The 21,910-nt window shown below is 35.0% G+C and carries 18 protein-coding genes; all 18 read right to left on the bottom strand.

The annotated features are described in order from the left end of the window. Nucleotides 1-12: 12 nt before the first annotated feature. On the bottom strand, nucleotides 13-1,443 hold the full coding sequence (locus HRT55_RS03575) for a mannose-1-phosphate guanylyltransferase/mannose-6-phosphate isomerase (protein ID WP_291618964.1): 1,431 nt from the start codon (nucleotides 1,441-1,443) through the stop codon (nucleotides 13-15). A 119-nt stretch (nucleotides 1,444-1,562) separates the two neighbouring features. After that, on the bottom strand, nucleotides 1,563-2,684 hold the full coding sequence (locus tag HRT55_RS03570) for a sugar-transfer associated ATP-grasp domain-containing protein (protein ID WP_291618963.1): 1,122 nt from the start codon (nucleotides 2,682-2,684) through the stop codon (nucleotides 1,563-1,565). Between the two features lie 55 nt (nucleotides 2,685-2,739). Continuing rightward, on the bottom strand, nucleotides 2,740-3,756 hold the full coding sequence (locus HRT55_RS03565) for a polysaccharide deacetylase family protein (protein ID WP_291618961.1): 1,017 nt from the start codon (nucleotides 3,754-3,756) through the stop codon (nucleotides 2,740-2,742). Nucleotides 3,757-3,806: 50 nt separating this feature from the next. Continuing rightward, nucleotides 3,807-4,691 carry a hypothetical protein gene (locus HRT55_RS03560; protein ID WP_291618959.1) on the bottom strand — a complete coding sequence of 295 codons (885 nt, stop codon included), beginning with the start codon at nucleotides 4,689-4,691 and terminating at the stop codon, nucleotides 3,807-3,809. Between the two features lie 112 nt (nucleotides 4,692-4,803). Further along, complete coding sequence (locus tag HRT55_RS03555) at nucleotides 4,804-5,481, bottom strand: hypothetical protein (RefSeq protein ID WP_291618957.1); 678 nt, start codon at nucleotides 5,479-5,481, stop codon at nucleotides 4,804-4,806. Nucleotides 5,482-5,536: 55 nt separating this feature from the next. Continuing rightward, complete coding sequence (locus HRT55_RS03550) at nucleotides 5,537-6,724, bottom strand: hypothetical protein (protein ID WP_291618955.1); 1,188 nt, start codon at nucleotides 6,722-6,724, stop codon at nucleotides 5,537-5,539. After that, nucleotides 6,721-8,193: a hypothetical protein gene (locus HRT55_RS03545; RefSeq protein WP_291618953.1), complete on the bottom strand. Its 1,473-nt coding sequence runs from the start codon at nucleotides 8,191-8,193 to the stop codon at nucleotides 6,721-6,723. Before HRT55_RS03545 ends, HRT55_RS03550 begins: the two co-directional genes overlap by 4 nt. 27 nt (nucleotides 8,194-8,220) lie before the next feature. Further along, nucleotides 8,221-9,216: a hypothetical protein gene (locus HRT55_RS03540; protein ID WP_291618951.1), complete on the bottom strand. Its 996-nt coding sequence runs from the start codon at nucleotides 9,214-9,216 to the stop codon at nucleotides 8,221-8,223. A gap of 48 nt (nucleotides 9,217-9,264) precedes the next feature. Then, a complete protein-coding gene (locus HRT55_RS03535) occupies nucleotides 9,265-10,404 on the bottom strand; it encodes a glycosyltransferase (RefSeq protein WP_291618949.1) in 1,140 nt (379 codons plus the stop codon). Continuing rightward, nucleotides 10,404-11,624, bottom strand: a complete 1,221-nt coding sequence (locus HRT55_RS03530; RefSeq protein ID WP_291618947.1) for a glycosyltransferase — start codon at nucleotides 11,622-11,624, stop codon at nucleotides 10,404-10,406. Before HRT55_RS03530 ends, HRT55_RS03535 begins: the two co-directional genes overlap by 1 nt. Nucleotides 11,625-11,698: 74 nt before the next feature. Continuing rightward, nucleotides 11,699-12,913, bottom strand: coding sequence for a polysaccharide pyruvyl transferase family protein (locus HRT55_RS03525; protein ID WP_291618945.1), 1,215 nt, complete (start codon nucleotides 12,911-12,913; stop codon nucleotides 11,699-11,701). Continuing rightward, nucleotides 12,910-14,376, bottom strand: a complete 1,467-nt coding sequence (locus HRT55_RS03520; protein WP_291618943.1) for a lipopolysaccharide biosynthesis protein — start codon at nucleotides 14,374-14,376, stop codon at nucleotides 12,910-12,912. The genes HRT55_RS03525 and HRT55_RS03520 overlap by 4 nt, the downstream gene beginning before the upstream one ends. Further along, on the bottom strand, nucleotides 14,377-15,843 hold the full coding sequence (locus HRT55_RS03515; RefSeq protein WP_291618941.1) for a lipopolysaccharide biosynthesis protein: 1,467 nt from the start codon (nucleotides 15,841-15,843) through the stop codon (nucleotides 14,377-14,379). It lies immediately after the preceding gene. A gap of 35 nt (nucleotides 15,844-15,878) precedes the next feature. Further along, the gene (locus tag HRT55_RS03510) at nucleotides 15,879-17,087 is read right to left on the bottom strand and encodes a glycosyltransferase (RefSeq protein WP_291618939.1); all 1,209 of its coding nucleotides are present in this window, start codon (nucleotides 17,085-17,087) and stop codon (nucleotides 15,879-15,881) included. Beyond that, complete coding sequence (locus tag HRT55_RS03505; RefSeq protein ID WP_291618937.1) at nucleotides 17,088-18,050, bottom strand: polysaccharide deacetylase family protein; 963 nt, start codon at nucleotides 18,048-18,050, stop codon at nucleotides 17,088-17,090. Beyond that, a complete protein-coding gene (locus HRT55_RS03500) occupies nucleotides 18,043-19,371 on the bottom strand; it encodes a putative O-glycosylation ligase, exosortase A system-associated (protein WP_291618935.1) in 1,329 nt (442 codons plus the stop codon). The genes HRT55_RS03505 and HRT55_RS03500 overlap by 8 nt, the downstream gene beginning before the upstream one ends. Before the next feature lie 86 nt (nucleotides 19,372-19,457). Next, the gene (locus HRT55_RS03495; protein ID WP_291618933.1) at nucleotides 19,458-20,642 is read right to left on the bottom strand and encodes a glycosyltransferase family 4 protein; all 1,185 of its coding nucleotides are present in this window, start codon (nucleotides 20,640-20,642) and stop codon (nucleotides 19,458-19,460) included. Next, nucleotides 20,642-21,865: a TIGR04063 family PEP-CTERM/XrtA system glycosyltransferase gene (locus HRT55_RS03490; protein ID WP_291618931.1), complete on the bottom strand. Its 1,224-nt coding sequence runs from the start codon at nucleotides 21,863-21,865 to the stop codon at nucleotides 20,642-20,644. Before HRT55_RS03490 ends, HRT55_RS03495 begins: the two co-directional genes overlap by 1 nt. Nucleotides 21,866-21,910 lie beyond the last annotated feature (45 nt).

The following is a 21,910-nucleotide window of genomic DNA, read 5'->3' as shown; positions in this document are numbered from 1 at the left end:
ATAATTTATTAACTAAGCTCGACCATACCTATCTTCAAAACGAACGATGTCATCTTCGCCTAAATAGCTACCTGATTGCACTTCAATCATCTCTAAAGGTAGTATTCCAGGGTTTTCTAAGGCATGCACTGCACCAACGGGGATATAAGCCGACTGATTTTCAGTTAATAACACTGTTTTTTCATCTATGGTCACTTTTGCAGTACCTGAAACAATGATCCAATGCTCGGCTCTATGATGATGCATTTGCACCGATAACTTAGCGCCAGGTTTTACCGTAATACGTTTTACTTGGAAGCGTTCACCGGTATCAACACTGTCGTATTTACCCCAAGGACGATAAACCTCTCGGTGTAATACAGCTTCAGAGCGTTGCTCTTTTTTCAACTGCTCAACAATTTGTTTAACTTCTTGTACCTTGTCTTTATTGGCAACCAAAATAGCATCAGGTGTCTCAATAATAACTAAATTATCAACACCAACCGTTGCGATCAGTTTATTTTGACTATGGATATAACTATTAGTGGTTGTCTGTGCAATGACATCACCTTTAAGAACATTTTTATCATCATCTTGCTGACAAACTTCCCATAATGCTGAATATGAGCCGACATCACTCCAGCCAGCATCAAGTGGGATAACTACAGCTGAATCTGTTTTCTCCATTACTGCATAATCAATAGACTCACTAGCACAAGCTAAAAAGGCCGCTTTATTTGGTCTTAAAAAGTCTAAATCTAGCTCAACATCAGTCATTGCTTGTTGGCAGTTGTCAAGGATATCAGCGCGATACTTAGCCAACTCATCTAAATAACGAGAGGCTTTAAATAAAAACATACCGCTATTCCATAAATAATCACCTGAGGCTAGATACTCATCGGCTATATCCTGATTAGGTTTTTCAACAAATTGTGCGACATCAAAAGTATTTGTTGTTTGCTCAGTGCCTTTTTTAATATAACCGTACCCTGTTTCAGCATGAGTCGGCACAATACCAAAGGTAACTAACTTACCTTGCTGTGCTGCAATAATTGCTTGTGCAACCGCTTGATGAAAAGCGACAGTGTCTTGAATAACATGATCGGCGGCTAACACCAGCAACAATGCATCTTTATCTTTTTCTAAGGCATTAATTGCCGCTAAGGCAACAGCAGGGGCGGTATTTCGTCCTTCTGGTTCAAGTAAAATAGTGCCTTGGCTTTGTGATAATTGCCTTACCTGCTCTGCGACTAAAAACCTATGCTCTTCATTGCAAATAAATACTGGCTCATTGCTATTTTCAGGCAAGCGTAACAGCGTGTCTTGTAGCATGCTAGTATCATTAACTAAGGGTAAAAATTGTTTCGGGAAAAGAGCACGTGACAAAGGCCAAAGGCGCGTGCCGCTGCCCCCGCACATAATTGCTGGGTAAATAGACGTAGATGAAGTATTTGACTGGCTCATATTAATTCCATTGATGAGAGTTATTATTGCTACATTAGTAATGTATCAATAATAAGCGATACTGGCTGTCAACGAAACCTCTTTCACCTTCGCTAACAACTAAGTATAAATACTTAACATTATTGACACCTATCGGCAGTCATTAACTCATTAGCGGCCTTAAGAAGTAATGAAGAAGGAATATTAGCGTAAGCGGCGCCATCTTTATCAGGTGCTACATTTACTTCGATAACCAATGGGCCACTATCTGACATACATATATCTAAACCGGCAAAGTTAGTATAGGGAAGTTTTCGAAGGGTCTCACAAGAGCAATCTAAGATTTCTTGCCATCGAGGCAAAACTTCATTATATAACGGCACTTGGCTATCGCAATGATGTTCAATATTTTCTCTATATGGAGTAGCAGTGAAGATCCCTTTAGCAAGTTTCCCTGTTTTATGATCAACAGGGCAAACAATGCCACCTGCTCCAGAATTATCTACTATTGAGTCTTTTCGGCCGATACGAAAATAAGCTCCTATGACCTCAATAGTTCCCTTTGTTTGTAGCACCCATACACGCACAGTATTAACACTTGCAGGATTAAACCTAGCGTAGCCCTTAGTTTGTTTAATATAATGCTCAAGAATGATCCCTTCATGCTCAATAACGTCTTTATAATCTTCAAGTAGAGCCTCTAAGGGAATAGTATTTAATTTACATATAGGCTTAAGAATTATTTCCTCACTGTCCTGCTCATTTTCTTGCACTTCACCAGCAAAAAAACCTTGTCCACAAGAGCCTTCTGGAATTTTTATACAAATACTGCCACCTTGAAACGAGAGCATTAAACGTTCTAATGCTGCATAAGTTCGAAGGGAATCACCATTATCATCAAATCCCTTTAGCGGATGGTAATAACCGATAAAATCAGCTGTTGGTATTTTTGCGAGTTGTAAAAACGCTTTCTCTGTTAATTTATGCTGAGTTAACTTGCGATATGGTATTGGGTTAAGAATATTTAACGCTCGGTGGTATTGAGCATGATTGATGTGCTGACATTTTTCATGCCATGACATGTTTTTATCTGCCATGCCAGCCAACAAATAATAATTAGGACCAAAACCATTCTTTATACACAGGTATAACATTTCAAGAATAATACTGATAATACTGCGATGGTACCTTTTCGCTTCTAATTGAATATAAGAATAAGTAAGTATTAACCGCTTAAATATAGAAAAACTATTGGCCTGCATATCTTCCCTTTAGAAACCACACTTGACTAATAAGCAGCCAGTCCCCCTAGTATAGTTAACTATTTACCGTTCGTAGCTTTCCGCTAATAATTAATGACTTAAGCTTTCTAAACACTTCTAATACGCCACTCACCTCAGCTTCAAAAACTATTTGAGGTATATTCTCTCCATCTAAAAAACGAGGCAATGCGAGTTTATTTGATTGTTCATCACAAAAGCCAGGATTACAGGTTGTTGCTGTTTTTATGCCTAATCGTTTTAGCCATTGTATGCTATCTGCATTATAGCTACCTGATGGATAACAATGATGTAATGGCTTTATTCCAGTTATATCTTCAATATGCTGTTGATTTGCTTGAAGGTCTTTCTCAAAAGCATTTTCATCAAATAAGTAGGTATGATGGCTATGAGTATGTAGTTGAATATCGGCACCTAATTGAGCGATATTTTTGACCTCATCCACTGACATCAATGAAAAGGATTTTTTATCAATTATCCCACCGATGTCAACATCAAGACTTCTTGCTATAACAGTTAACAACTCCGTATCTAATCTCTTCGTTTTAACAAGGGCAATCTCTTTTTTTAAATTTTCTATATTATTGATACTTACAACAGTTTTAATACACTCCTTACCTTTCAATATTATCGTTAAAGTCTTCCCCACAGATGCCTGTAGAATATAATCTAATAAAATATGAAAAACAGGTTGGTTATCCAATACATTTTCTGTTGTTAAATAGATAGTATAAGGGAAATTGAATTTACTAAAAACAGAGGATGCGTGACTTAAAGTAGAAGCCCAGCCATCGTCAACGGTAATAACAACAGAGTTAATTGGCTTATTAGATTGTTCGATCTCCGAAAGTGAAACTACATTACAGTGGGTTTTCAAATACTTTAACCGCTGGGTTAAGGTCGAATATTTAATAAACAAATTAGGCCGGAATTCACTTTCATCGAATACTTCAAAACTATGATAAGCAAGAATAAGTGTTTTATTACGGATTAATTTTCTAGATAACCAAAAGCCACCTAGAAATTTTATGAAATATAAAATAATTGTTTTCATTAGACACCTAAAACGAATTCGTGAACCAACTCTATAATCAATAGCCTAGGCTATTTAATTTTTGAGTCGGCCCAGTGAATGATTGCCTCTCTTGGCCACACCAATAAATAATTTTTGGGGGTGTATTTTCCATCATGATAAAGCTTCAGGCGTGCTTTTGATTTGGAAAATGCGCAACCCGATTTATCGGAGCCAATATAAAATAATTTAGCGCCATGCTGTAAAGGTAAATCCTGCAAATAACTCAGATGAGGGCTGATTTTTTTAATTTCAGGGTCAAAAAACCAACTTCCCCGAATAACACCTTTGATTGTTTTATCACGCTTTAACATTTCTGCAAGTTGCAAATAACTTTTCGTCCAACCATCCTCGGAAAAATTACTAATGGTCGGCGTATGAGTATGTACTTTGTAATAAGCCTTTCTTACAAAATCACTTTGGAGCAAATAGGCTATAAAACGAATGGTTTCAATTAAATTGAACGTTAAGCCTTGTCTAATACCAAAACCTGAGTAGAACTCAGCAACACCTGCACGCAATGGAAAGAGTTGTAAACGAGCAACAGCCAATTCCTTCCAAAAAATATCCATATTATCGAAACTATCATCTAATTCATTAATAAACAGATGATAAATTCGCTGTAAATAGACCTGATACTCTACAGATAACCGCCCCTTCGACTGAGCGCTTAAATCAGGCCAGTTTTTTAAGATAGATCCTATAATAAGAAGTTTTTTGTATGTTTGTAATAAATGATAATCATTGCTTTCATTTAGTTCAATAAATGCTTTCGCAAGAGTCTCGTCTTGATAGCTTTGTACCCTCACCGTTTGCTTGTAACTAACGGCAACTAAGCTATGTATTCTACTTACTTGCACAGAGCTCAAATTGCTTAATAACTCATTATATAAGTTCGTAAATAACTCTATATTCAAGATCCCCCCCCCTGGCATTAAAGCTTAGTAAAACTATTGGGATTAATCATAGAAAACGCCTTCGGTTCAACATTTAAAAGCCTCTATGTACTAGAATAAAGCAAGTACATAGTTAATTTGGCTCTATAACATACGCTTTATCAGGGTAAAATACCGACTGTATCGATAGTATTAATACTGCAACAGAGAATAAAAACTCTCTAATTTCAGAAGCCGCATCCATAGGTAATAAATCAAAATAGTACTTACCAAACACATAGGCTGCTACAGTTAATATACCGAGGCCCAGTGATGGTGCAGGGAATGCAAAAAAATGAAGTATCCTCTTGCCTGTAGCAAAGAATTTCATTATTGGAAATACCAAACCAAAGCACAATAGCATTAAAGAAAATAATCTATATTTTCCTCCCATAGTATTATCAACTATGGCTAGATTATGAAGATTAAACTCTTGCTGTAAATTTGTTTCCATCAAAGCTTCAGGAGTGGCAATAGAAAAAATTCTTTGCCCCCAGCTAATTTCCTCTCCCATAAAAATAAACATTAAGGTTACCCAAGCTAGTGTAGCCCACATACCTAAACCTATTTTAATGTCGAAATATTGTTTATTCGTTTTTATGGCAAAAGCAAAAACGAAGGATGCAACCCCAAAGAAAATAGCACTTAAATTTTCAAAAAAACCATCTTCTAGTGAGTAATCGACCAATGAACTAGGTGAAAATTCAGCCCAAATAATAAAAAGGCTAATAATACTTATTGATATAAAGTAATCAAGTCGTTTGATAATCATTCTTTCATCCTGTTTGTAAGGTAACCTTAGTCTATATCACACAAAAAATTACTGTTTAGTCTGCGATAAAGCAATTTAGAAGGTTATAGCAAAGACTTTTTGAGAAGTGAGGGTAATTTGGCAAACCAAGTTCTTCCCTATTTTTAAAGTAGTTATTAGTGCTAATTTTTTCTTCTGATAAATCTATACCAATGATCAAGTTTTTTTCCTGAATAACACTAATCCCTTGTTGTTTCGATGGTAATTTTAACATTTGGTTTACACCTATTCTATCTAAATAAATAATATTACCAACAAGTTGTATTTGATTTTTGACATGCTTAATCCCTTCTAAACCAAAACCAATCATTTGTCCGTTTGTTGACTTAGGCCCTTGTTCTAAGATTGAATTTTTTACGATAAGCTCACCGCCATTAGACATATCAATTAAACGACTATCATCCGAAGATAATGAAGCGATTACTGATGCTTCAATATAGAGCCTCTTACCTCTAACTTTAATCGCATGCCCCTCACTTTTAGCTGCAACGAATAATGACTGATAAATGGCCACTTCAGCTTTATTCGTATATATTCCATGAGCTTGACCATTAAAACCTAACCGTTCAAAACGGCTATCAAATATTTTAATAAAACCGATTTCCTTTGCTGTTTCTAATATTCCCTCTTGACTACTATGAAAATAAACATGGTTGAGAGTAAGGTCTTTACCCTCCTGCCTTATACAAGCACCATTCCCATCACTGACATTTATATAGCGACACTCTATATTTTCAACCGTTAAATTATTACCCTGACTTAATATATACCCCTTCCCCCTAGCGGCCTTTTTTTCAAAAACAACATGGCCATTACCAATGATAGTTATATCATTCTTCTTTATAACTATCGGCGTTTGATACACCCCTTCAGGAATAACTAAAGTATCTCCGTGTTGTAGGCTTCTTATCGCAGGTATGAGTTGTTCAAACGGCTGTTTATTTACTAATATTTTATTTTGAATATCTACATTTTTGGCTCGTGGCTTCCAAGCAACAAACGCTTTTGATATTTCTTGCTCAAGCGTCATAATTTTACCTTGAGTAAGTAGTTTATATTCACGCTTGGCTTGAAATTGATAATATTTATTACTTAGTTTGTTCGTTACTTTTTTAATGAGGGAGGGTTGCCATAAAAGTATTAAAACTACTAATAAATGTACAAGTACACCTGATAAAAAAAGATATCGCCTAAAAAGAGTCACTTAAAAACACCTGTATATCTTGATATTAAATTTAGCCTATTAAAGCAAAACGTAGCATCAGAATAAGCACCAAGATATCCGAATAGAGGTTTTTCACCACAGAAACTATTATTTTCAGACAGTTCATAACTTCCAATATCCCTAGCGTTTAGCCATGAAAAGTCACCTATATCTGGTGCAGAAAAGTACTCAGATAAATTATCCTTCCCAGTAAAAAAGTTGCGTTTCACTATCAGGTTGTCCTTTTGAACCAGTTCACCTTTATCTCGACTTTTAACTCGCCCAGAAATAACATTATTATAAATAAAGGCTGTTGTTTCTTTAAAACGGGCATCAATGCCTAAGGTGTTATACAAGATATTATGATGAACTTGGCTATTGGCTGCCTTGTTTAAATAAATGCCTACATCATTGGCACAATGCATGATTATATTATTACGAATTGTGCCATTGACATGTTCAGCAACATTATTATTTCTCCGATGAGCCAATGGTGATCCTCCACCACCTAAAGAAAGCGCAATAGATGTATAATTACCAGGTAAATTAGCTGCACAAATAATTAGATTTCTCTCAAAAACACCCAATTGAGAGCCTCCTTTAAAAAAGGCCGCATAACTTACTTGATTACCTGCCGACTTCTGAATATCAAAAATAAAATTATCAGCAACTTGCCAGCTATTTGCATGCATTAAATCAATAGGAGTTACAGGGTTTGCTGTATTTCTTGCGCTAGTATTAAAAAGGGTGTTTTGAATTACTTTGCCATAATCCGGATAAGAACGACCAATACCATTAACTTTAATCATGGCATTAAAGTCTTGAATAATATTATTTTCTATTAAAACATGTTTCCCTTCACCTACCACATGAAAGGCATGCTCACAGCGGCTATGTATTTTACATGACCCTATCAAATGCAAATTATGAAATTGCCAGTAGGGTTTTTTAACGACAAAACCTTCCCCTCTCAGAAATATTTTAACTGTACCTAGCTGCTGAGCTATTACTCTTATAGGTAAGAATTTAGTGCCTGATTTATTTAAGCTAATACCAAACTGATCGACAACGTACTCACCTGGAGCTACAACTATAGTTTGGCCTGCTGATACATTTTTTAGCGCTGAGAGTAACTCTGAAGCATTAAAAACGTTAATATCAGCGGTTGAACTAACAGAGAAATATTTTTTTGCTCCAATTCCAGACCATTGTTCAATATCAACTTCTCTAAAGTAATAATTCTTCGATTTAAGTAAACTCATAACGTCTAGTATTGGGGCTACTATCGCTAATAAATTGGGTTGATTGGTTTTTAATTGTTCACGCACTTTTTCACTAAATAATGGTAAAGATAATTCTAAAGATGATATTTTATTTAACAACAAACCAAAGATTACAAAGAAGGTTAAATTCCCTAATAAGCCTATTAATATGAAATACTTTTTTAATACCTTTACCCATTTATTCATGCCATATATTCTCTGATAACTTATTACTTAATAATTCCAAAACTTATCATTAGCTTTATTTTCTAATATGGTATACAAGCCTGAAAAGGCTCTTGAACTGATACGCTTATCTAATTGCTCATCCGTAACAGAAAACCCATTACTTTCAATTTCCTGTCCAAATGTAGTAAAAGTAAAACGTTCGTCTTGGTTAACATAACTACATAACTGTTCTAATCTTTTACTGTTAACTTTATTTGGTCTAACCTGTTCAAAACGAAAGTTTTTGTTTTTAACAAACTCATGAATATGGCTCAATATGATGACGTGTTCAATACCTTGTTTATGGCATGCCTCAAGTACGTCTTTAATTTCATGAAAGCTAACACTAGTTATCGTTAATAGCTTTTTTCGATTACCTACAGATCGAAAGGAAGTTATGGGTACTTCCAGTACCGAATCAAAACGTTTATTAAAATTTTCAAATTGCATGTCTGAATCAACAGGCATGAATAGAGCGGTGCCCACAGAGCTAGATAGCTTGATATCAAATTCATACAATAGTTTGTATAGATTCCGACTAATCTCTAAATTTCCTGTACGGATTGCAGTAGGTGACTTAACATCCCACCTATTAAAAACCTTTAGACAATAGTTTAAATACTCTCTGACTGTGTTTTCTGATAATTGACAAAAATTGTCATCTGGACAAATAGCTTCAGGCACTTTTTTATTATGCTTAAACTTCCCCCAACAAGGGTGAGTATGTAATTGAATATCTTGTTTAGAGTCAGTTAATTTCTTTACATAACTACCCATTTTTTCATGACCAAAATAATATGACTGCAATGGCTCAACAAAAAAAGTACATTGAACATCATTTTTATTTAATATCTCGAGAACATTTCCAAAACCTATTTTTTGGTTTTGAAAAGTAGGGCTGAATATTTCATCAGATAAAGGGGTATATTTTTCTGGAAATTGAAAAGCCCCACCAATACTAAATTCAGTATCAAATGAGATGATTACCTTAGTTTTATGCATAAGAACTGACTATATCTACCTTAAGTAAAGTAAAAACACTTAAACTCATTATTTATCTAACTGTTTTATATAATTAACTATGCTTTCTGTTCTGCATTCCCATGTATTATTTTTAGCAACCTTCTTTCTTTTAGCGACTAAGTCAGATGAGTTGCTTTCATTTAATAATATTTTAATATTATCTACCCACTCATCTATACCTTCAGCAATTGAAACTACATCAGAAAAGCTCCTAACAGCCTCGATGTTAGAAGAAATAACAGGTTTACCTGCTGCTAAATACTCATGAAGCTTCAAGGGATAACCTGAAGATGCCCAACCACTTCGATTAGATTTATAAATCATTGTATTAATATCAAAGTGGTGCATATAAGAAGCTATTCGATCTTTCTCTTTACTACCCAGATAGAAACTGTTTTTTAACAGTTTTAGCTTGTTAAAAGTATTATGATCATCCTCTGTTAGCTGATTGACCGGGCCAATTAAAACAAATGAGACATCTTTAAAATGATTAGCAAGCGCAAACCATAATGCTATATCAGCCTTTAAATTAATGGCTCCAACATAACCGATTCTAGGTTTAGGAATATTCGCCAACTCGGCTGGCTCTTCATAAGAACGTGAAAACGCATCATAATCCACGCCATTTGGTACAAACTTCACTTTATTTTCCGGTTGACTCTCGAGATAACGTTCTCTAATAAGTAAAGACGAAGTGATAATTAAGTCTGCTTGCATACACAATTGTTCTTCATCATGCTTTATTTGGTTACCATAACCATTTTGTTTTGAATAATCATCGTAAGCATGAAAAATTAAATAATCATGCTTAATGTATTGTATGTACTCAAAAAATTCAGGATGAAATATATAAAGAACAATAGGCTTATCTTTAGATATTGCGGTATTAAACTTAGATTTATAGTGATTTACGGCAAGTTTATCAAACAACTTAAACTTAGGATTTCTCAAAAAAATATAGCTTGGATTTATAACGCTAACATTGTCTTGCTTGGTATGTTTTTTTTTAAATAATGAATTAAACAGTTTTTTAAGCGTAAAATCCCAAGTAAACGCTGCACCAGATCCGTAAACAACATTATGTTGTTTGCCTATTCGGCTAAACAACTGCTGCCTGTTCATCCAGCGGCTTTGCCATTGATTTTGAGCTAATACTATAAACTGCATCACTTTACCTTTAATAATGATTGATAAATATTCGATATCTTCGATGTATAAGCACTCAAAGAATAATTATTATCGATAACACTTTGATATTTTATTGAAAAATATTTTTTTCTCCCATTCGTCATGGCAAGTGTAAGTAGCTTTGAAAGTTCGTGGTCGTTAAGCACTCCTTCGCCCGAAAAAAACAAACTTGATTGCTCATTAAGCTCAGGGTTAGTTACCAAATCAACAATACTACCTAACTCACCACAAACCACACTGCAGCCACATGCGATGGCTTCTAGCATGGAATAAGGTAAGGCGTCTGACAAAGGGTTTTGAACGTAAACATCTGACAACTGATACAATTCTTTTAACTCATTATGCGTTAACCTCCCTGTAAATATAACCATCTCTATTAATTTATACTTTTTGACTAGGGATTGCAGTTCATCTGTTTGTTCGCCATTCCCTGCTATCACAAGAATAGTATCCTCTTTAACACTAAAAGAGGAAAAAGCTTTAATTATTGACTGAATGTTATAAATTGATGCATGATTTCTTGTACTAAGTAAGACTTGCTTGTTAGCAAATCCCCACCTTTCTTTCAAAAGTTCTTGAGAGTCCTCAGAATCTAACAAAGTAAAAAAGGATGTATCTATTCCCCAAGGAAGTTTAACAACCTTTTTGCTAGCTCCTCCAAGTTTAACCAACAACTCTTCTTCAGAGCTCCCAGGAACAACGATATTAGTAGAACGTAAGAAACTCAGCTCGATATAACTTCTGTCCACAATGGTATTAAAGGCAGAAACATACAGATCAGAGCCGTGAATAGTTGAAATAATAGGCAAGGATATATTCGATAAATATAAAGTAATACAAGCTGGGCGTGTAAGAAAGTGACAATGAACAAGATCAAATTTATCTTGCTGAATGGCGTTAACTTGTCCTAAATACTTCAGAGAGTTTTGGTATAAATAAAGGACTCGAGCGCGCTCTTTCCATTCAAATAATCTCCCTTTAACTAGAAGGCTAAACAACTGCTTAGCCATATAAAGCCAACCCTTAATTGAGAAGCGACGTTTATTTAGGTGGATAAAATCAACGCCTTTTATATAATCAGGGCTATCTGGCTCTACATCTGACAAAACCGTCAGCTTATAGCCTGCATTTATTAACGGTTTAATATGCATATCCCTCAAATTAAACCAGTTAATATTACCTACAATCAGTATATTCAAAACGTCACCCCGAACCATATAAATACGCTTAAACACCTACTAACTAAGAAAGGCACTTCAATGAATAAAAGATTTTATTCAAAAACTTCATGAATTGCTTTTCTATTTATCTCTTTGAATTCAGCAATTTTCATAAATATATTTGACTTTATTTCATCATATTGAGAGAAAATCAAAGAAATATTTTCTATAATTTTAATCGGCTCAACCTGATTGATATCATGAACAAAATTTCCTAAGTCCATGGACTCAAAAAGTTCTGCTGACTTAAACTCATAGCATATATTAATAGTCGGAATATTTTTTAATAGCGCAAGAATACACGCATGCATACGAGTACCAATAAATACATCTAATTTTTCAACTTCAGACATAAACACTTCAGGGGTCATAAATGTAGAATTAATTGTAACTCTTTCTTTAGTATCCCTAGACAGTCCTGCAGTGATTTCTTCAGCAACTTTATTATCATGAAATTTATATGACTCATCACCTTGACATGTCGAGACAAAAACAATATTTGCATTATATTTATCCACCAATGAATTCACTAACTCTCTCATAGAAGAAATGTAATTTTCGTACTTTTTATCTCTATCTAGTTGTGAATCATATGGAAATGTCCATTTTCTAACAGAAATACCAATAGTTAAATTATCTTCATCTAATGTTTTATTTGTTACCTTCGTACTAATATTAAAAGCCATATCTTTAGCTTCATATAGGGAATCAACAGAGCACCCCATATCTAGCGCCTCGAGATAGCTCTTATGATCACGTACAAGTATTTTATCCATTTTCCTTAAACGAATAGCTACTTCTTCTTTTTTTATTTCTGAAGTAAAAGGCCCTATTGATTGCCCAACAAGGTAAAGAGGTTTTTTCAAATTTAAAGCGACATCATAACCTAGAAGTGTATTCTCCAAAGAATATGAATCAGTTAAGAAGCTACCACCACAAGTTATTACAATGTCTGCTTGTTTATAATCATTAAAGGCTTCTAGCTCCGCTTTTGAAAGAGTTAAGGGACCATATTTTACAAATCGATTTATAGATGAGAACCGCCAAAAGAAGCGTGGAGGAAAGAGGTTAACCGACTCCTGTATTGAACGGTTTAATGGTAAATCTTTATATTGATTTATTGCTGAATCAAAATAATCACAATGAACTTTATAAGAAAAACCATTGCTTTTTGGGAGTGTATTCAGAACATCAAAAGTCCCTTTTAATATGGCTGAATCTCCTCCATTTAAGATTACGTTATCTGTTAATAAAATATTAATAGTCATAGTTTCCCTTTTAAAATTTCCTTTATTTTTTCCATTAATTGAAATGAAAAGTGTTCGGTTTGATATATACGAAAATACAGTATTATTAACAGTAAATATATGACAGCACCTAAAGACACTTGCATTATAAAGCCTATAATTAAGCTACTTGTAAAATAGCTGTTTTCTTGAAGCAAAAGAAGAGTAAAGTACATTATAGAGCTGACAATAACAGGAGGTAAAAAAATAGATAAATACTCTTTAAAGTCAATAGATATACAGTAAGCTAAACTCCCCAAACTCATGAAAAAAACTATACACGAAACCAATAATACTGACCATGCTCCCCCGACAGCAAGATTTGTAGGTACCAAAAACAAGAGTAAAGGAATAATTAGAACTAGTCTGATTGTTGAGATTACCACTGGTATCATTGGCTTACCAATAGCAAGAAAAACACTTCCTGCATTACTTACGGATGCACGTATTAGCCCATAAAAAGCTAAGATATAAATTATATCTTCAACACCCTCCCACTTATCTCCTAGCAGTATTGCAACAATATCTTTTGATAATACCGCTATCCCAAAGCTTATGGGAGCGGCAAAAAATATAATGACGGTTGTATATTGAAGGAACATTTTTTTAAGTAAGGATTTATCTTCTCTAATTTTTGCATAACCGGGAAATATTGCCCTACTTAATGGAAAAACTAACTCTGTTGTTGGTAGATTTGAAATCTCATAACCCACAGTATAAAAACCCAATTCTTGTGCTGATGACTGCTTGCCAATAAATAAGTCAGTTATTTTGTGATTAAAAAAGATAAGTAGATTATTAAGTAAAAGCCACTTAGAGAACTTAAATAACTCTTGAGCATACACCAAAGAAAAATGGGGTCTATAAGGGTGCATTAGAAAGCTCATAATTACTTTCATAACAGCATTTACATACATCCCAATAACTAATGCCCAGTAGTTTTCTAAAAAAATAGCAAAGCCTATTGTTGCAATGAAAGAACCTAACTTTGAAACAACCTCGAGACGAAACTCTTTAGTCAGGTCTAACTTCTTTCGATATAAAACAAAACCAATATTTTGCAAACTAGAAATCAAGGGGAGGCAGGATAGGACAAGAGTTAATTGGACAAGTCTAGTATCATCATAATATAAACCAATATACTCACTTATCACCACTAATATTAAAGTAAGTACCCCTCCCGTTACGAGCTTTAAGGTCCAAGCAGAATCCAATAACCTATTACAAACTTTATCCCTCTGGATAATGTTTATATCAAAACCAAAACTAGTAAAAACCTCAAGGAAGGCAATAATGATCATGCACATTGCTATGACACCAAAATCTTCAGGTGCCAATACCCTTGCTAGAATCACTGTACTTATTAACCCTAACGATTTAACTAAAAGCCTTGTAAAAATTGCCCAGCCAGCACCGATAGCTACTTTTTTATTTAAGGCATCCATCTACAACTTTCCTTTTGAAGTAGTTTCTACGCGAAAAGTAGAAATCAATTCCATAATATCTTTAATATGAGTTCTACCTATTAGCCATATACACATTGAATAAGCTAAGCCACCTTGCACAATCATAATGCAAAGGTTTAGTAACGAATGGAGGTTAAATGGATAATAAGATTGCTGTAATGAAATTATTGACCACATAAGTAAAGCACATACAATAGGTCGCCATAAGCACTCTATAAAGAGCCTATACGAACAGCTTAACTTACTTATGGAAAAGTAAGATACTATTAAAAAGCACAACGTATAACCAAGCACTAAACCGATTACCGCATCAATGACTTCTCCATAACTACCTATTATTAAACCTACGCCAATAAACAATAAATATAACAAAGACATTTTAAGGTTAAATTTTGCATCACCTTTACTGGCAATAAAAGTATTTACAAAACTACTAATTAATTTTAATGGCATGATTAACGAGAGTAACTGTATAAAAATTATGGACTCAAGCCATTTATCGCCAATAAGTACAGGGATTAAAATAGGCGATATTGCGGCAATACCAATAAATGCAGGAAAAAGAACAACGGCAAGAAGCCTAAGTGAAAATAAAAAGTGTTGCTCATTTTCTTTACTATCATTATTTTGGCTAAAAGCAGAAAAAGCTACTTGGTTTATTGTGCCTGATATTTTCTCTAACGGCATAGACGCTAATTGCAAAGCAATAGTATATACACCCAATAATTGCGAGCCAAAAACACGACCTATAATCAATATATCGAGCTTATTATAAAATGCCCAAACAGCTCTTGAGGCAAAAGTATAACCACCAAAATTCAATAAGGATCCAAAGCCTTTAAAATTAAACATAAGGTTATAATTATGATAACCAAAGCTATTAAACAAGATTACCCGACTTAACGTATTTACCGCTTGTCCTATAAGAATCGACCAGTAACCAAAACCTGTTACCGCTAAACCCAAGGTGGTCAACGTATTAAGAGTACTGGCCAAGGTTTCAATCAATGCTCTTCGTTTAAAGAGCATTTTTTTATTCATTAACGTTTCAGGAATAACGATAAACGAAGAGAGTAATAAATTGGCCGCAACAAATAGTAAAACAGCTTCCAACGCCTTATTCTGATAAAAATCAGCAAAACTAGCACTTACACCATAAAAAAATATAAAAATAATCGTATTTAATAATAACGTTGCACTAAATACTTGTGAGTAGTTTTCTTCCTTGGTGTTCTTTTTCTGTATTAATGCATCTGCTAAGCCAAACTCACTCAATACATAAAAAAATCCGGTAAAAGCAAAAGCTAGACCAACGATGGCATAATCGTCCGGATTTAAATAACGTATAACAACAAAAGTAGCTATCCATGATAATAGCTGAGCGATCAATTTAGCTAGACTTGACCAAGCCAAACCAGAGATAACTTTATTTTTTAATGATGACAACTTTATCAACCCAATAACGATTAAATATCAAAAAATTAACACAATGATCTTAATAAAAGATCTAACTGTAGTGTTTTGGTATAACGAGAAAAGCTAGCACTTGCTCTTTCCTTAATAGCTCCCTTTAACAACATTCTTTTTATTGCTTTTTTAATATCATCTACACCCTCGACTATTTCAGTACCATGAACTTGCTGCAATAGCAGTCCAGTGGAGCCATCCCTTGGTGTTAATGCCAATATAGCTTTATTACAACGAATATACTCATATGCTTTGCTTGGAATCTGGTTATCGAATAACTGACCTTGAATAAGTAAAAGACCCGATGTTGCCGCCATTTCGCTTAAAGAATCGCTATACGATACATTTTTTTTAAAGTGAACTAAATTTCCAATTCCTAGTTTTTGTATCTGTAATTTATATCGCTCACTGCTGGCACCGCGAAATACCAATTCAAAATTATCGTTATTAAGTAGTCCTTCTTGTTGTAGCTCACTTATCGCACTAAAAATAGACTTAGGGTCCCTACCATTTTCATAGACAGCACCACTATGCAATAAGGTATATTTACTACCTATATTATTATCAACAACAGTAATATTTTTAAAGTTACCTTCATCAAAGCCATTTTCGATAAGTGTAAACTTAGTTAATTTTTCATCCGGATATAATCTTCGGTACAGCTGCGCTGCTCGTTCAGTGGTATATACCGCCTTGCTACAGTGTTGAATAGTCTTTTTTTCAATCCATTTAGCTATAAAGCTATATTTTAAGACTTTCTTATCATAACGACATTGCAAAGGATCTCTATAATCAGCAATCCAAGGAAGCTTGCTGAATTGCTGTAATTTATAAGCAATAAAGTGAGCCGTTGACACAGGATAAGTAGACCAAATAATATCAGGTTGATATTGTTCAATCAGTTTCTTGCCTAAGGGGATTGCTTTTATCGCCCATGACCACCAACGATCAGGCACTTTACTCCAAGCAAAGTACTTGCCCTTAACTGAAAAATCTCTTGCCGAGTCAAAAGCATGGCAACGATATACTTTTACATTTTCAGGAATACTTACCTGTTGATCGGTTACTGCATAAACATTTTCATCAACTGTTAAAACAATAACATCCCAGCCTAGGTCCACTAAATACTCAGCGAACTTTAACGTGCGTTGCACACCGGCACTCTGACAGGGTGGAAAGTCTAAGGCGACCATTAAAATGGTACGTTTACTCTGAGTCGTCATTTAATTGAATAGCCTTGTATATAGCCCGCTAAAGTTTAACGCTAAACGCAAACTAAATTTAGCCTCAGTAGCATCCCATGGAGTAAAACGCTTGAAATAAAAGGGGTCATCCGATTTATTTATGCAACCCCAGTCACTACTAAATGCAGCTTTAAAACCACATTCTTTGGCAAGCTCCTGATGTTTTTCATTAAAATCTATATTCTTTTTGCCATTCGGGTAAGCAATAAAGTCTACGGGCTTACCTATAATATCTTCCAATTGACGCTTTGATTTAAGCATTTCAGCTTTAGCGGTAGCGTTATCTTCGCAAGCGAGTATTGGATGATTTACCGTATGTGCACCAATGCCCATACCGGCCTGATGCAAAGTAATGATCTGCTCTTCATCTAAAAATTGATGGCATAATTCAGGTTGACCTATTTGCTTTAATAACAGTTTAATAAGCCTTTCTCTTTCTTGTAATGAACAATACTTAACTTTTTCAATAATTAGTTTTGAACAACTAAGTCTTTGGTTATAAGTAGTTAATGGGTATTTATCACCATCAAAGCTTAATTCTGAAACATTAACCGCTAGAGTCAAAATAGTTGAAGAAATAAGTTCATCCCATAAAAAACCAGATTTCAAACCTGAAGTGCTAATAAAAAAAGTAGCGGTTATTTTGTGTTTTTTTAATAAGGGAAATATTTTTGTGTAACTATCCAGATAGCCATCATCAATGGTTATAGCGACAGCTCGTTTTGGCAGTTTACCTTGTTGTTGCAGTACTAAACCTTCAGCGAGACTAACCGGATTAAAGTATCGTTTTAACCAAATGAGTTGCTGCTCAAACAAGTGTTCATCCATAAAATTTTGGTTATATGATGCACCAATTCGGTGATAAGTTAACACCCCTAACTTATTTTCACCCGATACAGCGACAACGCCATTTAAAACAGGGGCAATAATATGACTAAACATTATTTGTATACCTTCTAGAGTTAATCGCGGGCTCAACTAGTAAGTGCTTGTTGTTTTGCCTTTTAACTATTTCAGATAAAATATGGCAAAGGGCAAACAAAGCAAATGAAAGATCAAAGTAAGGTAAACTTAATGCCGACCCCCCTGCGGCATAGGCAACTAAAGACACTTTGACCATTCGCGCTAAGCCTATAAGCCATTCATCAGTAGTATTTTTAGTCACCCAAACTAACTTACGGTAAGCAAGCAACAAAATTGCCAGAAAAGTAAATAAACCGACAAAACCTTGATCACCTAAGACTTGAAAATAAATACTATGGGCAGCTTTTGGCCTAGAAACTCTATAGTCACCGGTATCAATAATAAAGTTTAAACTGTGGAAGTTATCTTCATACAAATACCAAACACTTGGGTTTTGCCCTGCTTTAAAGCCGCCACCCAAAATAGGATGGTCAACAGCCATTAATACCGCTTGCTTCCAAGCAACAACTCGTCCAAGAAAAGAAGAGTCTTGCCCCATAGTTTCTATAGTATCCATACGATTTGTCCATTTATCAGAAACAAAGACACTACCAATGCCGACACTTAAAATTAAAACGATTGATACCAGTAACTTCCGTTTACTTTGCAAGAAAAAATAGCCACCAATGACAATCAACCCTAACATGCCGCCGCGTGAGAAAGAGCCTATGATTGCCACGACATTAAAAATAACTGCGCCAATCAAAGCTAACCTTAACCATTTATATTTTGTTTGCGACAATAAAAAAATAATTAAGGGTAAAGTCATATTAACGGCAAGCGCTAGCTCATTCCTATCTCTTAGCCTACTACCAGGTATGCCCTCAATAACATGGCCGCCAGCAGTTATTATGTATTTAAGACCTTCTGCGGCACCAAAATAAGCTGCCGACAAGGTAATAGCCCAAATAAATACATTTACATGATGCTTGGTTTTAATCGTTAAAATGCACAATAGATAAAAAATTATAATTTTAAAAAATAAGCTCCACTCATACCAAACAATATCGAGGTTCGAAATAGTAAAAGCACTAGAAATAGTGGTCAAAATAAAAAAGAACAGAATTAAAGTCGTTAAAGCTGAGCTATCTGTTTTTATTTTATCTTTTTGGAAAAAATAAGAAATAATAGTCACAGCTGCAATCAACATGTTGTAGCGTATAGATGAAGCAAAACCCCAGACCCAACCATTTGGAAAAAACATTGCGCTCCAAATCCATAACGAAACACCAATATAAGGGCGCTTAAAGATAAAATATAGAAGGAAGGGAAAAACCAATACCAGTAAAATATCGCGCATTATTCGTCATCACCTTCATTTTTTACAGCCCAATAACATAAAAAGGCAATCGAAATAATGTTTACACCAAAAAGTAAACTATCCATTTAAAACAAACCCTTTATATTAGCTATTTCGTTTATCTGGCGATATTGCTGCTCTGTTGTTTTTTCCCAGCCGTAGCACTCTGAAAAACACCGGATATCCTCTTTATTTAAGTCTTTTGATAAAACGGAATTTAACGCTTTAACAATACTTTTACTACTTCTATCATTTAGCAGCTGACCCACTTCTAGTGAATATATTACTTCTTTGCTACCTCCAACATTAGTTGCAACAACCGGTGTTCCACATGCTATGGATTCCATCAGCACGTTAGGCATCCCTTCTCTACTGGATGCGAGTACTAAAACGTCCGCACTGGCGTAGTAACCCGGTAGTTCTCTTTGTAATATGTTACCCGTAAAGTGCACCCTATCAGCTAATTTTAGTTTTTCCACTTGCTGTTGTAATTTTGCCTTCAATATACCTTCACCAATAATGATCAGCTTGATATTAGGCATTAAGGCCAGTGCTTCAATAACAAGGTGATGCCCTTTTAACTCAATTAGGTTACCAACACTGAGAATCAGCTTTTCATCTTTAGATAAAGTAAATGGTAATTGTGGCTTAGGCACCTTTGGGTGAAAAACTTCTAAGTCTACTCCATTTTTTAATACTATTGGCGGCTTAGCCAATGGCGCAAGCTTCATCATTTCCTCAGCCAACGCTTGTGAAACAGCTGCACTGGCATCAATATTCATTAATGCCTTTATTATTCGTTTTCTAGCAATCTTATTTTCAGGGATAACATTAATATCACTACCACGTGCCGTTACCATTACCGGTATATTCAGTTTTTTACTTATCCAACTAGCCACTACACCATCTGGATAGAAGTAATGGGCATCTATTACATCAATAGAAAAACCTTCATCTTGAATTTCAGCAATGCTAGTTAAGCATGTTTTATATAAAAAATGAGGCGTAATATTCATACCTATTTTAGGTATAACTAAATACTTAGGATGGAAAACCTCTATATTGGCGCGAACTTCTTGCTCGAATACGGCACTATATTTCTTATATTCATTAATAGGTAACCAAGTAGGAAAATAAGGCACTGGCGCAAGTACCTTTACCTTAGCGTCAGGATAACGCTTCACTAGTTCTTTCACTCTATTTTCAATAAAAATGCCATGCCTGTGCTGAATATTATTTGGATAGAGTGTCGTTAAAACGAGGATATTCATTAGCGGCTTTGTTCAGTTAGCTTTTGATAAAGCGGTAAGTAATTGTTGACACTATTTCGCCAATTACGGACGTTTTCGACATAATCACGACCGTTAGAAAGTACGCTGTTAAGTTTATTCTCATCTGCCAATAAATCAGCCATACGCTCAGCAAGCTCGACGCTATCCCCCGCTTTAAATAAAAAGCCTGTTTCATTGTCACTAATAAGTTCTTTATGACCACCGACATCAGATGCAAGTACTGGCTTACCTTGCGCCATAGCCTCTAAAGGCTTTAATGGTGTTACTAAATTGGTTAAGCGCATGGCTTTACGTGGGTATACTAATAAATCAACTAAACTGTAATACTTGCCAACTTCACTGTGAGGTACACGACCGGTAAATATCACCTTGCCTTCTAAGCCTAACAAAGTGACTTGTTGTTTTAGACTTTGCTCTTGCGGGCCACCGCCAACGAGTAATAATCGCGCTTTCGGATTTTTAGCCAATACTGCCGGCATAGCCGTAATAGCTAGGTCTAGACCTTCATAAGCATAAAAAGAACCTATAAAACCGAGTACATCACAATCTGTTAATTCTAATGATTTAGCTAAATCGGTATTATTGGCTTTATCTTGTAATGTAATAACATTGAATTGTTCGATATTTACCGCATTAGCTATAACAGTAAATTTACTTTCCTCGAAGCCTCTACTAATTAGGTCTGCACGTAATCCCTCACAGATAGTAGTCACAGCATTCGCATTCTTGACCACATGAGTTTCCATTTTTCGGGTTAAACGATAGCGTAAGTCATCTTCTTTACAGGTGCCATGGTCAACGGCAGCATCTTCCCAGAAAGCACGAATTTCATAAACAACGGGTAATCCTGATTTCCTGCCCGCTTTTAAGGCCGCTAAACCATTAAGTGCCGGAGAATGAGCGTGAATAACATCAGGCTTTTCAATTGCAATAACTTCTAGAATCCGCTTAACCATTGGGGCTATGTAAGCCATTTGGTTCAATAGCGGTAGTTTTGACATCAAGCCAGAAATGGGCGCACTACGATAAAACTTAAGACCATCAATCTCTTCAATTTCAATTTGGTCATTACCATGTTTGGGACTGGTGACATGGCAGGTTTCAATACCTAATGCATGCTGCTGCTTTAATATAGCGCGGCTTCTGAAGGTATAACCACTATGTAATGGCAGGGAATGATCAAATACGTGTAAAATTTTCATAATATTAATACTTTACGTTAAATATACGGCAGATCCCGTAACGTA

The sequence above is a fragment of the Colwellia sp. genome (assembly GCF_013214175.1).
In the GTDB taxonomy this organism is placed as follows: domain Bacteria; phylum Pseudomonadota; class Gammaproteobacteria; order Enterobacterales; family Alteromonadaceae; genus Colwellia.
This window is presented reverse-complemented; position numbering and strand designations above follow the sequence as displayed.

Coding starts and splice junctions, on each gene's coding strand:
- HRT55_RS03540 (WP_291618951.1), bottom strand. CDS start 9,216: ATGCATAAAACTAAGGTAATCATCTCATTTGATACTGAATTTAGTATT.
- HRT55_RS03555 (WP_291618957.1), bottom strand. CDS start 5,481: ATGATTATCAAACGACTTGATTACTTTATATCAATAAGTATTATTAGC.
- HRT55_RS03575 (WP_291618964.1), bottom strand. CDS start 1,443: ATGAGCCAGTCAAATACTTCATCTACGTCTATTTACCCAGCAATTATG.
- HRT55_RS03495 (WP_291618933.1), bottom strand. CDS start 20,642: ATGAATATCCTCGTTTTAACGACACTCTATCCAAATAATATTCAGCAC.
- HRT55_RS03565 (WP_291618961.1), bottom strand. CDS start 3,756: ATGAAAACAATTATTTTATATTTCATAAAATTTCTAGGTGGCTTTTGG.
- HRT55_RS03520 (WP_291618943.1), bottom strand. CDS start 14,376: ATGGATGCCTTAAATAAAAAAGTAGCTATCGGTGCTGGCTGGGCAATT.
- HRT55_RS03500 (WP_291618935.1), bottom strand. CDS start 19,371: ATGCGCGATATTTTACTGGTATTGGTTTTTCCCTTCCTTCTATATTTT.
- HRT55_RS03535 (WP_291618949.1), bottom strand. CDS start 10,404: ATGCAGTTTATAGTATTAGCTCAAAATCAATGGCAAAGCCGCTGGATG.
- HRT55_RS03570 (WP_291618963.1), bottom strand. CDS start 2,684: ATGCAGGCCAATAGTTTTTCTATATTTAAGCGGTTAATACTTACTTAT.
- HRT55_RS03505 (WP_291618937.1), bottom strand. CDS start 18,050: ATGTTTAGTCATATTATTGCCCCTGTTTTAAATGGCGTTGTCGCTGTA.
- HRT55_RS03510 (WP_291618939.1), bottom strand. CDS start 17,087: ATGACGACTCAGAGTAAACGTACCATTTTAATGGTCGCCTTAGACTTT.
- HRT55_RS03525 (WP_291618945.1), bottom strand. CDS start 12,913: ATGACTATTAATATTTTATTAACAGATAACGTAATCTTAAATGGAGGA.
- HRT55_RS03490 (WP_291618931.1), bottom strand. CDS start 21,865: ATGAAAATTTTACACGTATTTGATCATTCCCTGCCATTACATAGTGGT.
- HRT55_RS03545 (WP_291618953.1), bottom strand. CDS start 8,193: ATGAATAAATGGGTAAAGGTATTAAAAAAGTATTTCATATTAATAGGC.